At 56.1% G+C, this 15,675-nt stretch carries 14 protein-coding genes; 6 read left to right on the plus strand and 8 right to left on the minus strand.

What is annotated here, in order from left to right; genetic code table 11:
* Positions 1-34: 34 nt before the first annotated feature.
* Positions 35-457 carry a VanZ family protein gene (locus tag RE6C_RS03250; protein WP_008653821.1) on the minus strand — a complete coding sequence of 141 codons (423 nt, stop codon included), beginning with the start codon at positions 455-457 and terminating at the stop codon, positions 35-37.
* A gap of 62 nt (positions 458-519) precedes the next feature.
* On the opposite strand from RE6C_RS03250, the gene RE6C_RS03255 reads away from it, so the two are divergent.
* The 5 genes from RE6C_RS03255 to RE6C_RS03275 all read left to right on the plus strand — a co-directional run bounded on the left by RE6C_RS03255 (position 520) and on the right by RE6C_RS03275 (position 4,812).
* Positions 520-1,341, plus strand: coding sequence for a LamG domain-containing protein (locus RE6C_RS03255; RefSeq protein ID WP_008653825.1), 822 nt, complete (start codon positions 520-522; stop codon positions 1,339-1,341).
* Entirely contained in the window at positions 1,338-1,817 is a 480-nt protein-coding gene (tadA, locus tag RE6C_RS03260; RefSeq protein ID WP_008653827.1) for a tRNA adenosine(34) deaminase TadA, read from the plus strand. The genes RE6C_RS03255 and tadA overlap by 4 nt, the downstream gene beginning before the upstream one ends.
* Positions 1,818-1,961: 144 nt before the next feature.
* Positions 1,962-3,290: a leucine-rich repeat domain-containing protein gene (locus RE6C_RS03265; protein ID WP_236617912.1), complete on the plus strand. Its 1,329-nt coding sequence runs from the start codon at positions 1,962-1,964 to the stop codon at positions 3,288-3,290.
* Positions 3,290-3,862 carry a DinB family protein gene (locus tag RE6C_RS03270; RefSeq protein WP_008653829.1) on the plus strand — a complete coding sequence of 191 codons (573 nt, stop codon included), beginning with the start codon at positions 3,290-3,292 and terminating at the stop codon, positions 3,860-3,862. Before RE6C_RS03265 ends, RE6C_RS03270 begins: the two co-directional genes overlap by 1 nt.
* Entirely contained in the window at positions 3,859-4,812 is a 954-nt protein-coding gene (locus tag RE6C_RS03275; RefSeq protein WP_008653830.1) for an ion transporter, read from the plus strand. Before RE6C_RS03270 ends, RE6C_RS03275 begins: the two co-directional genes overlap by 4 nt.
* Before the next feature lie 74 nt (positions 4,813-4,886).
* On the opposite strand, the gene RE6C_RS03280 is transcribed toward RE6C_RS03275, so the two are convergent.
* Entirely contained in the window at positions 4,887-5,636 is a 750-nt protein-coding gene (locus RE6C_RS03280; RefSeq protein WP_008653831.1) for a tetratricopeptide repeat protein, read from the minus strand.
* Between the two features lie 227 nt (positions 5,637-5,863).
* Between RE6C_RS03280 and RE6C_RS03285 the strand changes: the two genes are divergently transcribed.
* The gene (locus tag RE6C_RS03285; RefSeq protein ID WP_008653833.1) at positions 5,864-6,517 is read left to right on the plus strand and encodes a hypothetical protein; all 654 of its coding nucleotides are present in this window, start codon (positions 5,864-5,866) and stop codon (positions 6,515-6,517) included.
* Between the two features lie 27 nt (positions 6,518-6,544).
* Here the strand turns inward: RE6C_RS03285 and RE6C_RS03290 are convergent, their stop codons facing one another.
* From RE6C_RS03290 to RE6C_RS03315, 6 genes are all read right to left on the minus strand, one after another.
* Complete coding sequence (locus RE6C_RS03290) at positions 6,545-8,068, minus strand: sulfatase family protein (RefSeq protein ID WP_039961067.1); 1,524 nt, start codon at positions 8,066-8,068, stop codon at positions 6,545-6,547.
* Between the two features lie 54 nt (positions 8,069-8,122).
* Entirely contained in the window at positions 8,123-9,784 is a 1,662-nt protein-coding gene (locus tag RE6C_RS03295; protein ID WP_008653837.1) for a sulfatase family protein, read from the minus strand.
* Between the two features lie 102 nt (positions 9,785-9,886).
* Positions 9,887-11,929, minus strand: coding sequence for a tetratricopeptide repeat protein (locus RE6C_RS03300; RefSeq protein WP_008653838.1), 2,043 nt, complete (start codon positions 11,927-11,929; stop codon positions 9,887-9,889).
* Positions 11,926-13,374 carry a metal ABC transporter permease gene (locus tag RE6C_RS03305; protein WP_008653839.1) on the minus strand — a complete coding sequence of 483 codons (1,449 nt, stop codon included), beginning with the start codon at positions 13,372-13,374 and terminating at the stop codon, positions 11,926-11,928. The genes RE6C_RS03300 and RE6C_RS03305 overlap by 4 nt, the downstream gene beginning before the upstream one ends.
* Positions 13,371-14,705, minus strand: coding sequence for a metal ABC transporter permease (locus RE6C_RS03310; protein ID WP_008653841.1), 1,335 nt, complete (start codon positions 14,703-14,705; stop codon positions 13,371-13,373). Before RE6C_RS03310 ends, RE6C_RS03305 begins: the two co-directional genes overlap by 4 nt.
* Entirely contained in the window at positions 14,705-15,547 is an 843-nt protein-coding gene (locus tag RE6C_RS03315) for a metal ABC transporter ATP-binding protein (RefSeq protein ID WP_008653842.1), read from the minus strand. Before RE6C_RS03315 ends, RE6C_RS03310 begins: the two co-directional genes overlap by 1 nt.
* Between the last annotated feature and the right edge of the window lie 128 nt (positions 15,548-15,675).

A 15,675-nucleotide genomic window follows, 5' to 3' on the forward strand; every position in this document is an offset into this window, starting at 1 on the left:
CCAGCATCGGCTCGAATGCAGCGTCGTTCATCGCTCAAGTCGCCGATGGCGAGCGGACTGGATCAGACGATTGACGATGGCTGAACCAAGCCCAGCGAACAGTCGCGTACAGGATCACGGCCGTCAGCGTTCCAGCGGCGTCGGCTAGAAAGTCCATCACATCGGAATGTCGGCCTCGCACGAGCGATTGCGTCAATTCGTCAACGCAGGCGTACACCAAGCACATCGCCACGATGATCGAAAACCGACGCCACACCCGGGTGGAGGTCGTGCAATAGCAGAGCAGCGTCGCCAGCCCGAAGAACGCCGTGAAGTGCATCACCTTGTCATTCACCGACGGCAGAGACTTGGGCAGCTTCGGCAGATGGGTGCCGATAAAGATGGCGGTCCAGTAAGCGGCCAACGCGATCACAGCCAATCGAAAGCCGAGCAGTCGAAGTTTGGTGACCGGTTGCATCAGCGGTGCTCTCGCGAGGACAATGGGCGTCTACGACAATTCGTTTGCTAAAGGTCTCTATCGTGCGTCAGCAATCCACTCCTTCGATCAATCTGGCGTCGTTTCCGGCGTCGCGGGCATTCTTCGCGACTCTCGTGCTCGCACTTGTCCCATCTTCCGCATTTTGCCAGTCCGCGGAAACTCCCCCTGCTGCTGCCGAAGACGCTCCGGCCGCGGAAAAAGCGGGGAAATTAGACGTGAAATGGCGTCCTTTGGCGGGGAAATGGGAGGATGCTCACTTTGGTGGCGACGGCGAAGTCACGCGAGAAAATTGGAAGAAGAAATCCGAGGGTGTGGCCGAGAAGCGTCCGGCGGACGGAAAACTGTTCCGTCTGGGGATGGGCGACCCGCTGACTGGAATCCGTTGGACTGGTGAGTTTCCGAAAGAAAACTACGAGCTGCGACTGCAAGCCCGTCGGACCGATGGATTTGACTTCTTTGCCGCGGTGACATTTCCTGTTGGCGAAGAGCACTGCAGTTTTGTCCTGGGCGGCTGGGGTGGCGGTGTCGTCGGAATCAGCAGCATCGACGGCAACGATGCCTCAAGCAATGAAACGACCAGTTACAAAGATTTCAAAAACAAGCAGTGGTACAACATTCGAGCACGCGTCGACGAAGAGAACGTCACGGTCTGGATCGATGACTTAGAGTGGAGCAGCGTGAACCGATCCGAGCACACGTTCGATATCCGGATCGAGATGGATCCATGTCTGCCGGTGGGGATCGCCAATTTCCAGTGCGAGAGCGAAGTTCGAGGGATTGAGTTCCGCAGTCTGGCCGGCACCGCTGGTGACGATGCGTCCGCAAAAGAAACCTCTGAGACGACACCGGCGGGCAACCCATGAGTTTGGATCCGTTGGATATCGATCGTCACTGGATGCAGCGGGCGATCGAGATGGCTCAGTCTGCCGCGATGGAAGACGAGGTTCCGGTCGGAGCGATCATTGTGCGGTCGGGATCGGCGATTGCCGCCGCGGCGAATCAACGCGAAGCCTTGCATGACCCCACGGCTCACGCCGAAATGATCGCCATCACCCAAGCGGCCGCTTCGATCGAAAATTGGCGGCTGGAGCAAACCACGTTGTACGTGACGCTCGAACCCTGCCTGATGTGCGCCGGTGCGATCCTGCAGGCTCGCGTGCCGAGAGTTGTGTTTGGGGCCAGCGATCCCAAGGCCGGGGCGGTGACGAGTTTGTACGAAGTGTTGACAGATTCTCGTCTCAACCATCGCTGCGAAATCACGCACGGGGTGATGGCAGAACAGTGCGGCCATTTATTAACCGAGTTCTTCTCCGCCAAGCGGGCATTGGGGAAAAAGTAGGGGAAGAAGTGGAAGTCAATTGACGCTAGAATGCAGGACCTCCCCAGTCGCTGCCGACTGTTAAGCCATCCCCACCTATTCCGAGGCCAATCGCCTCACGCCAAAATGAAACTGAATTCGCTCTCTTTCCCAAGTCCACGATTCATGACCCTTCATCGTTTGTATTTGACCGGACTGCTTCTCGGTGGTTTGACGCTGACCGGTTGTTCCCGCTCCAACTCCGACGCGGAATCGAAGACGCCTGAAGTTGAGGAAACGGTGGTCAGCGTTCCTGCGGAAGTAACGCCAGACGATCCCGAAGCGGTGGCCGCATTGACGGAAGCCGGCTACATCCTGACGAAAGACGATGACGGCAATGTTGTGGAGTTTTCCATCGCAAATCAAAAGGGTGGCATCGAGGAATCGATGCAACACCTCAGTGGCATTCCCAATACGTTGATCGCAACCTTCAACGGTCCCGGCATTGATGATGCGGGAATGGAAAACCTGACTTCGCTTACCAAACTGGAACGCTTAATACTGTCGGACACCGCAATCACGGACCGGACGATTGAAACAGCGGGCAAGATGAACACGCTCGAAGTTTTGTTTCTGCGTCGTACCGGCGTGACCGATGAGGGCTTGGAGTTGCTCACCGGTTTGAGCAAGCTGCGAGCGATCGATTTGCGGAACACGAACATCGGCGATGCCGGAATGGACCCGCTCGCCAAGATCAAAACATTGGCCGATGTGCAGTTGGAAAAGTCCAAGGTGACTGATGAAGGATTGGTCAAGCTTGCGCCGCTGCCGCTGAAGTACATCAACTTCAACTACTGCACGACGATCAATGGTCCAACGATGAAAATGCTGGGCCAGACTCCCACACTCGAGCGACTGCAGGGAGACTATTCCAAGATTAACGATGCCTCGATGGCGGAGCTCAAGGGACTGTCCAAACTCACACATCTGCGAATTCGTGGCTGTGACGTGACCGGGGAAGGCATCAAGCACATCGCCAACAACAAGGCTCTTGCAAAATTTGAACTTCGCGATTCTTCGGTCGACGACAAAGGTTTAGAAGTCATCTCTCAATTGCCTGCCGTGACGCACGTCGATATTTCGGAATGCCGTTTGGCATCTCCCGAAGGCATCGCTCAGTTGGGCAAATTGACAGGTTTGACTTACCTTGGGCTTTGGGAAACCAAAACCAACGATGCGACGTTGGAGGCATTCGGCGAACTGGTCAACTTGGAAGAGTTGAATTTGAAGTCCACCTCGGTGACCGATCAATCGTTGCCCGTGCTGATGAAAATGACCAAGTTGAAAACGTTGAATGTTGCTGGGACGCAACTTGGCGACGACAGTTTCCTTGAGTTGGCAAAGCTTCCAAATCTCAAGAGCATGAACGTTGCCAACACCAGCATCGGCTTCGATGTCATCGACACGTTGGCTGAGAATCATCCTGACCTCCAAGTCATTGAGTTTGAAAACTGATGCAAGCAAGTGCTGCCGCGAGTCGTTCTAAAAGTCGCCGGCCAGGCGAAGATGAACTGTCGCTCGACTACCATCGCGAACTCGCCAGTCGTGTTCCTGGCGAGTGCGTTCTTCAGGCCATGGATGACCAACTGCATTGGGTTTGCGAGTTGGCCGGTAGTCTCTCGGCAGAACAGATCGACAAGGTTCACAAGCCTTACACTTGGACGATTCGTCAGGTGGTCGAGCACTGCGTTGATGCGGAGCGAATTGGCGGCGATCGAATGCTGCGAATTGCGGCGGGAGATCAAGGCAACCAGCCGGCGTGGGATGAAAACGCTTACGCCGCGGCACGCTTCGGGTTGGGAAACATGCGAGAGCTGATTTCTGAACTGGGGTACTGCCGGCAAGCCAACACCACATTGCTGCGGCGAATCAATCCGCGAGCTTGGGACAACGTTGGCACGGTGGATGGCAATCGGATCAGCGTCCGAGGGATGGCGTGGGTGACCGCTGGTCATCTGCTGCATCACTTGGAAATCATCGAGCAGCGATGTGATATTCACGTTCCTCGCGGTCCTCAAATGACATGAGTGCCGCGACCGAGAAAGTGTTGCGGCGTCGATTGATCCAGCGTCCCGCCGAGTCCGGTTTGCGGCAGACGCTCTACGATGTGATCTTCGAGGCTGATTCACCACTCGGTCGAGGTTTCGATATCGGGTTGTTGGTCGCTATCATCGCCAGCATTGTGCTGGTGTCACTGGAGACAGTCCCCGAGTACGACCTGCAACGGAGTCCGGATTCGACCGAACCTGCTAGTTCGATTGCGACTGGATTTTGGGTGGCCGAATGGATTCTCACCATCCTGTTCACAATCGAATATGCGCTTCGGTTGTACTGCGTACGGCATCCGCTGAAGTACGCGTTTAGCTTTTGGGGCGTCGTCGATCTGCTCAGTATTTTGCCAAGCTACTTGACCCTTTTTGTTGGCAGGTCGGCCAAGTCATTTGTCATTCTTCGCAGCGTTCGTTTGCTGCGAGTCTTTCGAGTGCTGAAGCTTTGGCGGATGATGAGCCAGGCCGATGAGCTCGCGGATGCGGTTTGGAAATCACGCGAAAAGATCATTGTCTTTTTGGCGGTTGTCTTGGTCGCGGTCACGATCAGTGGCACGCTCATGTACCAGATCGAAACGGTGTTGATGGGCCAATACCACGACAGCGAATTCACTTCGATTCCGCAAGCGATGTATTGGGCGATCGTGACGATGACCACGGTTGGATACGGAGACGTTGTGCCTCACACAACGATTGGCAAGATCATTTCAGCCGCTCTGATTCTGCTCGGCTACTCTTTGATCATTGTTCCAACCGGGTTTGTCAGCGCGGAGTTGTCTGGCAAGCTTGCTTCCGCGGCGGAGTATCATCCGTGCCCGCAGTGTGGTTTGTCAAACCATCGATCCGGAGCGGTCCACTGCGATCGTTGCGGGCATCGGTTGGACGAAGCTATCCTCCCTGAACCGGCGCCCGAACCAACACCGACATAGGCCAGCGGATTAACAAGGTTGACGCTATCGTGGACCACCTTCGGGCGGCGGCGGTGGATGCGAAGTGGCGTGCTCTAACGTTCTTTGGGTTTGGACGAAGACCGCAGATGGTCCGCATAAACACGGGCCACGTCGGCCATGTAGTGGGTCATTGGTGTCTCGGCCGCCCGCGTCATGAATCGCAGAGCTTCGTCTGGTTTGTTCTCCGCATCCGCGATCAGACCCAAGTACAAATCGGCGTAGAAACGAGCGGATTGTTTGGACATCGGATGATCGATCGCGTTCACCGCCGCTTCGATTTTCGTCGCATCTCCACCTGGTAGGCGATCGAGGATCTCTGACATTGGAACTCTGCGGTCGCCCGGAGCAGGCAACAACAGCTTGCGAGCCGAATCAATGTCGTTGGCTTTGGCTTCGCAGAGAAAGTGCCATGCCGCGTTTTCGACGTCGTTGGGGTTCACGCGTCGATGAGCTTCAAACAATTCCCGTCCATCATCAAAACGCCCGGCAAAGAAGAGAGCGATGCCGTACTGCCAAAGATATGGCCGCATGTCAGGCGATTGTTTGATCGCGTTTTCATAGTGAGGAATGGACTCGTCCGCCTTGCCACCGCGGAGCAACGCATCCGCCAATGCGACCTCTCGACTCGCGGCCCCAGACTCATCGGCTCGCAAATTGGATTGGGCGCGTTCGATCGAGCGTTCATGACGATCCGAGTGATCAACGCTGGTCTGTTGTGCATTCGCGGTGGGACTGGTCAGGCACGTCAGCACGAAAGTAAAAACGATGAACGTGCTGAGCGTTTGGCGAGGACGAGTGATCATGGTCGCTATTACTGGGGGTGATCGGAAATTGGCATAGGCTTCCACGCTGTGTGCCCTGCATGTGCATCATTCTCTCCACAGGTCGGGAGTCTTTGCCACATGACTCGGGTTGCATTGGGGGGAAGCGGTTTGATACCGCGGAGGGTGAACCATCCTGGCGACAAGAATTTTATCGAGCAAATGACGACGATCTTGTGAAACCCATTCTGCATTCTTTCGTGTGGCTCATGGCTGGCAGTGCCTGGCTGATGTCGTCGGGATGTCGGTTGCCAACCGGTCTGACGCACTCACGTTGGGCGATGGAGCATCCAGAATACGCGAAAAAGTATGCCGAAGGCGTTCCCAAGTCGGATCCGATTGGCAAAGTGAAACAAGCCAGCGACGCACGGTTCTTGAATGGTGCCTCGGGCACTTACGTTTCCGCTGGTGCCGCGTATCGGTCAAATTCGGGCGGCGGTTTTGTCGCGGACGTAGGCAGTGAAAACTACCTGACCTCCTACCTCACCCAAAGGCTTTCGCTATCAGGTGCTGCGGGCTGGGATCAAGCTTCGATTGGCCTCGACACCGGTTTGCGTCTTCAGACCCCAACTCGATTGGCGCCCTTCGTGGGAGTCGGTGGCTACTTGGGGATGAACTGGGAGACGGTTGATGCGGACGATGACGGAGTCGACAACGACGAGGATGGATCCACCGATGAACTCGGTGAAGAAGACACCGAATACGATCTGACCATGGCGTCGATCTATCCCGAAGTGGGTGCCCACTTTTGGTGGACGCCGCACGCGCGGTTGACCGGGTTTGGACGCTACTGGGTCACAACGGATGGACGCGAATCCGATGCCTGGATCGTGGGAGGCGGACTCGCGATTTTTCGGAAGTGAACCAGTCGTTGGTTGAAAGCAATCCGATCAAGGATTGACCGAAGTCTCTTGCGGTTGGTCCCAAAGGCGATAGGGATCGTCCAAACGCTGCATTTCCGACAGCAACAAAGCTTCCAGTTCCTGAAGTTTCTCGGCGTAAGCTGGATTCTCCGCGAGGTCCGTTTCGAGTTCCGACTCTCGTTTGTGTTCGGGTAAGTATTCCAGCGGATTCGCGGCCAAATTGAACAACTGAGTTTCGCGGACTTTGCCATCCAACGCGTCGTACTTGATCAGTTTCCAATCGCCCTTCTTCACGCTTCGCATGCCCGGTTTGGTGCCACCGCAGTAGACGCCATAGAGGACATCGCGAAGAACGTCTTTTTCGCCGCGAAGGATTGGTTGCAGCGACTGCCCTTCCAGTGTTTCGGGCGGATCAATTTTCGCGAGGTCGACCAGAGTGGGCAACAGATCGAGAAGGTACAAATTGCCGGTGGCACGTTTCCCCTTTGGAATGCCAGGACCCTGGATGATGAATGGGACTCGCCAAGTGTGTTCGTAGAGATTCTGTTTGCCTTGCAAACCATGGCGGCCAATCGCCATTCCGTGATCGGACGTGTAAACGATGTAGGTGTTGTCCAGTTCGCCCATCTCTTCGAGACGACGAAGGACCTTGCCGATCTGAATGTCGATGTTTTCACTGCAAGCAAATTCTCGCCCGAGCTCGTTGCGGATCGTTCGTTCGTCGCGACGATCCCAGACACCTTTGACACTCACTTCATCGCGAAGATTCGGGTGTCCATGATGGAACGGGTGAGCATCCAAATGGTTCGGCGGCAACGGCGGTTGCTTCGGATTCGCGGGAGGCAACGTATCTCGGTCGGTGTGATTGGTTGCTCCATACTTGGCCAGCAACTCGGGGGTTCCATCTCGCGTGTCGTGCGGATGCGAGAAACCAAAGTAAATCAGAAACGGATCTTCATCCGATGCCGCGTCGCGTTGGTCGAGGTATTCCAGCACTTGTTTGCCATGCCATGCGCTGCCTGATTCTTCGGTTCCGCCACGCTTGGTTGCGTCACGCACGACGGTGAATTGCTCGTTGGCGGCGGGGTAGCTGTTGCCTTTCTTGCAAGTTCGCATCGTGTCGTAACCCGCTCGATTGAAGATCGCCGCCATGGTGTGTTCGGGCAGGTCTTCCGGTGCCAGCTTTTCGTCTGGGTAGCGAACGCTTTGATTCTGATTGCGTTTTTTTGCGTTCTTGGGGCGTCGCTGAGGAAGGTGCCAAACGGTTCGTCCCGTCATGATCATGTGACGTGAAGGAGTGCAAACGGCTCCCGACCACGCGCCCATATGATGGGCCCCGTCGAACACCATTCCCGAAGCCGCCAAGCGATCGATGTTGGGTGTGTCGAGTGGCGAATCCGGGTTGTAAATCTTGAGGTCCAGTGGCGATTGATCATCGACCACGATCACCAAAAAGTTGGGGCGTTCGTTGGCGTTGACTGTCGAAGCAAACGCGAGGGTGAACAACGCTATGGAAGGAAGCCATCCGGCGACGGGGCTGAGGGGACGCATGGGGATCTCTTCGGGGGTGAAGCGGAGGGGCAATTCGGTAGGTGATTCGCGTGATCAGGGGTTAGGGCTTGTGTACTGCGAAGGTTCAATCCAACGGAGATCGTTCCAGTAGCCGGTGTCGTTTGGCTGAGGATCGCCGGGAGTGCTTCGTCCGTTGACGACGATCTTTGTCAGAGCGTTTTGCAAACGGCGAACAACATTTGGGTGATCAGATGAAATGTCTTTGGACTCTGATGGATCGCTGGCGAGGTTGTAGAGTTCTCCTTCATCATCGTCTCGCCTTGGTGCGATCCATTTCCAGTCGCTCGCGGTGATCGCGAATTCGCCTTTGATGCCATGGTTGACCAAGGGAACGCGGTGATGTTCGTAGGACGGATCTAGCAGGATGGATGCAAAGCTTTGGCTGTCTTCGGCAGCCTCGTCGGGTAACGGTTGGCCGAGCAGTTCGGCTACGGTCGCTAGCAGGTCGACTTGACCCACCAACGCATCGCTGGTGCGGCCGGGTTGTTTGATGCCGTTGGGCCACCGGGCGAGCATGGGGACACGGTGACCGCCTTCGTAGATATCGCGTTTGCCACCTCGATACGAACCATTGCTGTGATGACCGAAGTCATCGATGCGTTGCTTCCATGATTTTTCGGGGCCGTTGTCGCTTGTCAAAACGACAAGCGTGTTGTCGCTCAACCCGTTGTCTTCTAAATGCTTCAGCAAGCGTCCGAGGTGGTGGTCCGTTTCAATCATGAACTCGCCATAGCCGCCGCAATCGCCTTGCCCCCAAAACTCGGGCAATGGGCAAACCGGATAGTGCGGAGAGGTCAGCGGTAGGTACAGGAAGAATGGTGGTGCGCTCGACGCGCTTTCATTGGTGGGTGCGGCGGTGACTTCCGTGATCCACTCGATCGCTTCGTCGGTGAAACGAGTCAAGCATTGATTGTCGATGAAGTCGTCTGCGACCTCGATGGTTGTGTTCTTGAAACGCTTTCGAGCTTCGGCCTCCGTCTCTTGGTAGGGAGGTTTGATGCGGTAATCGACATGACGTTTGTTCGGCTTCTTTCCGGTCCACGACTTGGGAGGAACCGCAGCGTGACGACCATCGAACCACGCCAATACTCCGTAGTTCAATGAAGCGGGGATTCCGAAGAAATGGTCAAAGCCCTTGTCGAGCGGCATGTCGCGAACAGGTTGCGACCAATCTCGATTCTCCGGTGTGCCAGGGAACTGCATTCCAAGATGCCATTTGCCCACCATGCCGGTTTGATACCCTTCGTCGCGAAGGAACGATGCAAGCGTCATGCGATCGTCAGCGATCAAGCACTTTCCCTCGGCAACCATCACGCCTCGCTTGAGCGTTGTCCGCCAACTGTAGCGTCCGGTCAGCAATCCGTAGCGTGAAGGCGTGCAAACGCTGTCACTGGAATGAGCGTTGGTGAACGTCAGCCCTTCTTTTGCGAGCCGGTCCATGTTGGGTGTCTCGAATTTCGCATCGGGATTCATGCTGCTGACATCCCCGAAACCCTGATCGTCGGTATAGACGATGATCACATTGGGCCGAGTGTCCGTTGAAGTGATCACCGGGTTTTGCTGGGCGATCACGTTGCGATTCGGGACGGCCAAACAAACCAAAACGACGGCCAGAATCGCAATGGATCGAAGGCGATTTGATCGAATGAACCGAAGCGGCAAGTGAGGGAAAACCCTGGACGAATCCGAACGCATATTGAAGCCGACAATGCTTGGGAAGCGAAGTTAACAGGGTGGATTGTATTCCAATCCCGTATCGGATTCGCATCACAAGGTCATTTTTCGCCCAGTGGCAACTTACTGCTGTTGAGGTTGAAGACGCTCGGCTCGTCGAAAGTACTGCTCGGCTTCGTTTGTGTTCCCAAGTGCATCGTGCATCGCGCCAAGATTGTAAGTTGCACTCAGGTGATTGGGGACGATTTCCAACACGCTTTCGAAGTAGCCGATGGCGTCTTTCGTCCGTTGTTGATTGGCAGCGATCACACCGAGATTCAAAAGTGCACTGACGTCATCCGGGGATTCGTCCAGGACGCTCTGCCACACATCGATCGCATCTTCCCATCGCTGGGCCGACATCAAGACACGACCTAGGTTCGTGCGATGGTCCATTCGTTCCGGTGCGAGTTGCACCGCCTTTTGAAACAATTCGATCGCTTCTTCGTTGCGTCCTTGTGCGGAACGAAGCGTTGCCAAATTCCCGTAAGCGTTGGCGTAGTTCGGATCGATTTCAATGGCTCGTTTCAGTGTCGCTTCAGACGCTTCGAAGTCACCCATCATTCCTTGGGTCGCGCCCAATCCGTTGTAGGCTTCGGCGAGTCCGGGGTTCAGTTCGGTGGCACGGTTGTAGAGCGACAGCGCTTCTTCCAAGTCACCCAGGTTTTGACGTGCCTGAGCCAAGTTGATCACCGAGTCGGCAAAGTTCGGTTTGATTTCCAAGGAGCGACGCAGATGCGTTTCAGCCTCGAGGTAGTCGCCACGTCGGTTCAGCAAGGCACCCAGGTTGTTGTGAGCCATGAATGAGTTCGGGTTCTTATCCAGCGTGTCTCGCCAAAGCACTTCCAGTCCGCTGTAGATGGTCGCTTGGCTGAATGCCACCGTAGCCAAAAGCAATGCTGCGCCGGCTGCCATCAATTTAGGAAGGTATCGGCCCAGCCCGTATTCTTCTTCGTCGTCCTGTTCTTTGGATTGAAGCCAGGTTGTCACCACGCCAACGATCAATGCGATCAACGGAACGCTGGCCATGTAGGCAAAGTGATCGGCGACGAAGGAAAAACGCATGGGATAAACATCAAAGAATCCCAATGCGGGGAACAGCGTTCCGGCGTACAAGCAAACCGCTGCGATTGGCCCGCGTCCCAATCGGTGACGCATCAAGAACAGCGTGACCATTACGGCAACGGCTGCGATCGGGAATGCGTTTTGGGTCCAAGACGTGACGTCAATTTCCCAACGTGGGTAGGTGAAGATCAACTCGGTGGGCCAAACCAGTTTTCCGGCGTAGAACCAAAGGGCTCGGCCCGCGATCAAAACGCGTTGCCACGGGGACAGTTCCCAGTCGATGCCGCTGGCACCTACCTGGAACTTTTCTAGCCAAACGGTGAGCAAACCCATTCCGATCCCAATCACGAAGAAGGGAGCCAGGACGATGAAGTCTCGCAGCCGAACCGTGTCACGTTTCCACCAGATCATCACGATCAAGGCGGCAGGCAACGTCGACGCGACCGTCTTGCTCAACAGTGCGGCGATGAAGCACAGCAGTGCGAGTGCATACCAACGTCGATTCCTCGGCGCCGACTCATCCGAGGACTCTGGTTGAGTGAAGTCCCAGTACCTCAGCCAACAAAGAATTGTCAGTAATGTGAACAAACCCGACAGCACGTTCTTTCGTTCGGTGATCCATGCGACGGATTCGACGTGCATCGGGTGAACAGCGAAAAGCAATGCCGCGACGTAGGCACCCGGAACCGAGAAACGTGAAAGCACACGCCAAAGCAACAACGCACTGGTGCAATGGATGATCACGTTGACCAAGTGATAGCCCATCGGACTCAGGCCCCAAAGGTGATTCTCAATCCAGAACGAGCTGTGAACGATGGGGTAGTACTGAGGTGTCGCAGACGGATCGGTCCAGATCGCGATCAGTCCGCCGACCGTGTGGAGCGTCGGATTCTCGGTGACGTAATCGTCATCATCCCAAATGAAACCACCTTGGATCGCAGGCAAGTACGCGATCATGGTCAACGCAAAAAGTGCCGCTGCCAACATCGCCGTCACAAGCGTGCTGGTGCTGCGAGAGAGCTCGTCCGACGCGGGAGGGTTGGATTCCAGACTGGCGCTCATGATTGTTTGTCACTTGCCGAGGGGATGGGGCTGCCGTGCGGGTCTTTCTCTGGCGAATCCGTTTGGTGATCGAGTTGGTCCTGCAATTGACGATCCGTGAAGTGCTCGAGTTGGTGTGCTTTCTGGTGAATCCGGCTGCCTTCCAGATCCACGCGAGTGACCAAATACTGTTCCCACAAACGGTGCGAGCGAACCAGTGATTCCGCTTCGGTTCGGCCAACATCGGTCAACTTTGGGACAAGCGTTTCCGATTGATCTTCGACTTTGGCAGTGCTCGTCGAAGCTTCCACTTGAGTCGTTTCGATGCGGCCTCGCCATGCGTGATACTTGACCGCTGATTTGATTGCGAAACGGTTGGTCAGCAACACATCAGCCATCCATGCATCCAGGTCGGCTTGCATTGCCATTGCGTCGGCAATCGGCCGCTCGTCCAACGTCTTTTCTTCCATTCGGTAGAGTAACGCCAGCACGTCGTCGGTCAAAATGGTCCACCGCAGCCAATGCTTGCGGCACAACTGTGGAATCAATCCACGGCGAGGTGATGCAACGACAGCCAGCGTGAATGCGAACCCGGTGGCAACCGCCATCATTCCCGCGGTGGTCGTGCTGCGAAACCCGAACCATGTTGGGATCTCGACGGCGGCGACATGACCGGCCCAAGCGCAGGCGGCGCCTATCACGCACGCCAGCACGATCATCATGCCCAAGCGATCGGTCAGCAAATAAGCGGTCGCGGCAGGAACCACCAGCATGGCAACCACCAAAATATTGCCCACGCTTTCGAAACTGGCAACGGCCGTGACGGCGACCAAGGTCATCAATACATAGTGAATCGCTTTGGCCGAGAATCCGCTGGATGTGGCCAGTTCAGCGTCAAAGGTCGCCATCTTCAGTTCCTTGAAGAACAAGATGACGAACGCCGCGTTGATCAGAGTCACGATCGATAGAACCACAACGACGCGAGGGACGTCGGTCGAACCGAGAATCGGAATGGGGACCGCCCAAGTATCCAGTGGCGTGGATTCAATCGCACCGTAGAGCACGCATCCGGGATCGAGATCCACTTTGTCAGCCGCCAACACAATCATCACCAAGCCGGCGGCGAACAACGTGGTGAAGACGACGCCCATGGAGGCGCCCTCGTCGACTTCACCGCGAACGTGGATCCAGTCTGATAGCAGTGCGGTGAGAACACCTACGATGACAGCACCAAGGAACATCCAGCCGCTGCTTCGACTGCCCGAGATGAGAAATGCGGCGGCCAAACCAGGCAACACCGCGTGACTGATCGCGTCGCCAAGCAGGCTCATGCGGCGTAGCACTAAAAAGCAACCAAGCAGCGATGAAGCGACCGCGCACAGCATTCCTGCCGCGACGATCCAACCGTCCAAGGCCCAGTTCCATTCGACCATCCAAAATGGTTCGGTCTCTTCCAACCCGATCATGCTTCGACTCCTTCGGTGGATGAAGCGTGCGGGTCGGTCGGCATGCGACGTTCCCCCAATTCCGCGTTGAGCAGCGATTCGAGTTCAGCAACCGTTTCAGGTTCCAGCACGTGTTCAATCGCATCAGCATCCCGGTCGACTCGCTGGGGAGCGATGTCGGCATGGTGAATCAAATACAGTTCCCACAATCGGTGACGCCGTGTCAGCCGGCGAGCTTCCGATTCACCTCGTTTGGTGAGGGCGAATTCCATCTTCGTGATGTTTTCGCTGATCCATCCATCGCTGGATGCCTGTTCTAAAATCTTACGCAATCGTTTGTTCGACCAACTGCGAGCTTGCACCAGTTCGTCCCAAGAAACTGACAGCCGACTCGGATCGGTTTCGAATAATTCGTAGAGTTCTCGCAGCAGGTGCTGACGATCGATGCTGGCATTGAGCGAACGACGACGCCACATTCGAATCAGTAAACCACGCCGGGCACCGACAAAGAAGCTGATGAGAAAACCCACGCCGGTTGTCAGCACGATCATCGCTCCGCTCGGCAGTCGTGGCAGCATCGCGCTGGCGGCGGCTCCCACCAAACAACCGACCATGCCGATCGCTGACGAGAGCACCATCATCCAAACCAATCGGTCCGTCCAAAACCGAGCCGATGCGGCGGGAATGACCAACAACGCGATCACCAAAACCAGGCCAACCGCCTGCAGACCGATGATCGTGATCACCACCACCACGCTCATCAGTGCCGCGTCGAGCAACACGACCGGGTAGCCTCGCGAGCCAGCGAAGGCTTCGTCAAAACAGAGCAGTTTGAATTCCTTGAACAGCCCCACGCAGATCACCACACAGATCAACGATGCGATCGCGATCAACCACGCGTCGCTCGCGACCATCGAAGCGGTCTTGCCATAGATGAACGATTCCAGCCCGGCTTTGTTGCCGTTCTTCATCTGTTGGGCGATGCCGAGCAGCTCCAAACCCAGTCCGAAGAAAACACTCAGCACGATCCCCAGCGCAGCGTCCTCTTTGATGCGAGTGCCACGGCGGATGATCAGAATGGACGCGATCCCAAACATTCCCGAGACGGTGGCTCCAGCCAACAGGACCGGCAAAGAACGACCATCGCCGCCCATCGCGGTTACCCAAAGGAAAGCGATCGCAATACCGGGCAGCGCAGCGTGCGCGAGAGCGTCGCCCACCAACGCTCGGCGACGGAGCAACGTGAAGCAACCGACCAGTCCAGCGGCGAGCCCCAGCATCGCGGCCCCAAATATCACGACTCGCGTGTTGTGATCCTGCAGACTGATCACCCGCCAAAGTTGCTCGGTCATCAGATCGAACGTTCCCGACGACGCATCGCTTCGGTCGCTTCGTCCAACAACGTCAGACGGCCGCCATAAGTCTTCTGCAGGTTTTCGCTGGTGAAGACATTTTCGGTTTTGCCTGACGCAACGACTCGCATGTTCAGCAACACGACGTAGTCAAAGTAGTCCGGTACCGATTGCAAATCGTGATGAATGACGACAGCGGTTTTGCCATCGGCACGCATCTGACGCAGCAGATCGATGATCGCCGCTTCCGTTGCCGCATCAACAGCGGCAAGCGGTTCATCCATCAAGTACAAGTCCGCGTTTTGGACGAGTGCTCGCGCCAAAAAGGTGCGTTGTTGTTGGCCGCCGGACAGTTGGCTGATCTGACGGTGTGCCAAGTCAGCGATGCCGACCCTCGCCAGTGCTTCCCGAGCCAAATCGCGATGCTTTTTGCGAACCGGCATGCACCAACCCAAGCGCCGGTACAAACCCATCGTCACCACATCGAGTGCGTCCACCGGAAAGTCCCAGTCCACGCTCTCGCGTTGCGGGACGTAACCAACTCGGCCGCGGGATTTGGCGTAGGGTTCTCCAAAGACCTCGACTCGGCCCGAGGCTCGAGGAATCAAATCCATGGCGGCTTTGAGAAGCGTGCTCTTGCCGGCTCCGTTGGGGCCGACGATGCCGACCAAATTGCCCGCTGGAATTTCCAGTTCGACGTCCCAGATGACTGGTTTGCGATGATAGGCCACCGTTAGATCGTCAACCTTCAACGCAATGGATGACGACCCTTCCCCGTCGCCGGTTGATCCGGCGGGTTTGTTCGAAACAAAGGAATCGGCGGGGGGGGCGGACGAACTCATGGACTAACACTGAGGGGCTGGAATAGCGGGCTGTTGATTTAGTTGTATACCGAATGACAACAATTAGCCGATGGGCGTTAGCCCCGGTTGGCTTCTGGTTAACCGCTGCTAAGGAACCGTTCGGAATC

It is taken from the genome of Rhodopirellula europaea 6C (genome assembly GCF_000338295.1).
GTDB lineage: Bacteria > Planctomycetota > Planctomycetia > Pirellulales > Pirellulaceae > Rhodopirellula > Rhodopirellula europaea.

What these genes read in the sequence shown, in the direction of transcription:
- RE6C_RS03250 (WP_008653821.1), bottom strand. Translation starts at nt 457, where the DNA reads ATGCAACCGGTCACCAAACTTCGACTGCTCGGCTTTCGATTGGCTGTG.
- tadA (WP_008653827.1), top strand. Translation starts at nt 1,338, where the DNA reads ATGAGTTTGGATCCGTTGGATATCGATCGTCACTGGATGCAGCGGGCG.
- RE6C_RS03315 (WP_008653842.1), bottom strand. Translation starts at nt 15,547, where the DNA reads ATGAGTTCGTCCGCCCCCCCCGCCGATTCCTTTGTTTCGAACAAACCC.
- RE6C_RS03310 (WP_008653841.1), bottom strand. Translation starts at nt 14,705, where the DNA reads ATGACCGAGCAACTTTGGCGGGTGATCAGTCTGCAGGATCACAACACG.
- RE6C_RS03275 (WP_008653830.1), top strand. Translation starts at nt 3,859, where the DNA reads ATGAGTGCCGCGACCGAGAAAGTGTTGCGGCGTCGATTGATCCAGCGT.
- RE6C_RS03280 (WP_008653831.1), bottom strand. Translation starts at nt 5,636, where the DNA reads ATGATCACTCGTCCTCGCCAAACGCTCAGCACGTTCATCGTTTTTACT.
- RE6C_RS03290 (WP_039961067.1), bottom strand. Translation starts at nt 8,068, where the DNA reads ATGCGTCCCCTCAGCCCCGTCGCCGGATGGCTTCCTTCCATAGCGTTG.
- RE6C_RS03265 (WP_236617912.1), top strand. Translation starts at nt 1,962, where the DNA reads ATGACCCTTCATCGTTTGTATTTGACCGGACTGCTTCTCGGTGGTTTG.
- RE6C_RS03270 (WP_008653829.1), top strand. Translation starts at nt 3,290, where the DNA reads ATGCAAGCAAGTGCTGCCGCGAGTCGTTCTAAAAGTCGCCGGCCAGGC.
- RE6C_RS03300 (WP_008653838.1), bottom strand. Translation starts at nt 11,929, where the DNA reads ATGAGCGCCAGTCTGGAATCCAACCCTCCCGCGTCGGACGAGCTCTCT.
- RE6C_RS03285 (WP_008653833.1), top strand. Translation starts at nt 5,864, where the DNA reads ATGGCTGGCAGTGCCTGGCTGATGTCGTCGGGATGTCGGTTGCCAACC.
- RE6C_RS03295 (WP_008653837.1), bottom strand. Translation starts at nt 9,784, where the DNA reads ATGCGTTCGGATTCGTCCAGGGTTTTCCCTCACTTGCCGCTTCGGTTC.
- RE6C_RS03305 (WP_008653839.1), bottom strand. Translation starts at nt 13,374, where the DNA reads ATGATCGGGTTGGAAGAGACCGAACCATTTTGGATGGTCGAATGGAAC.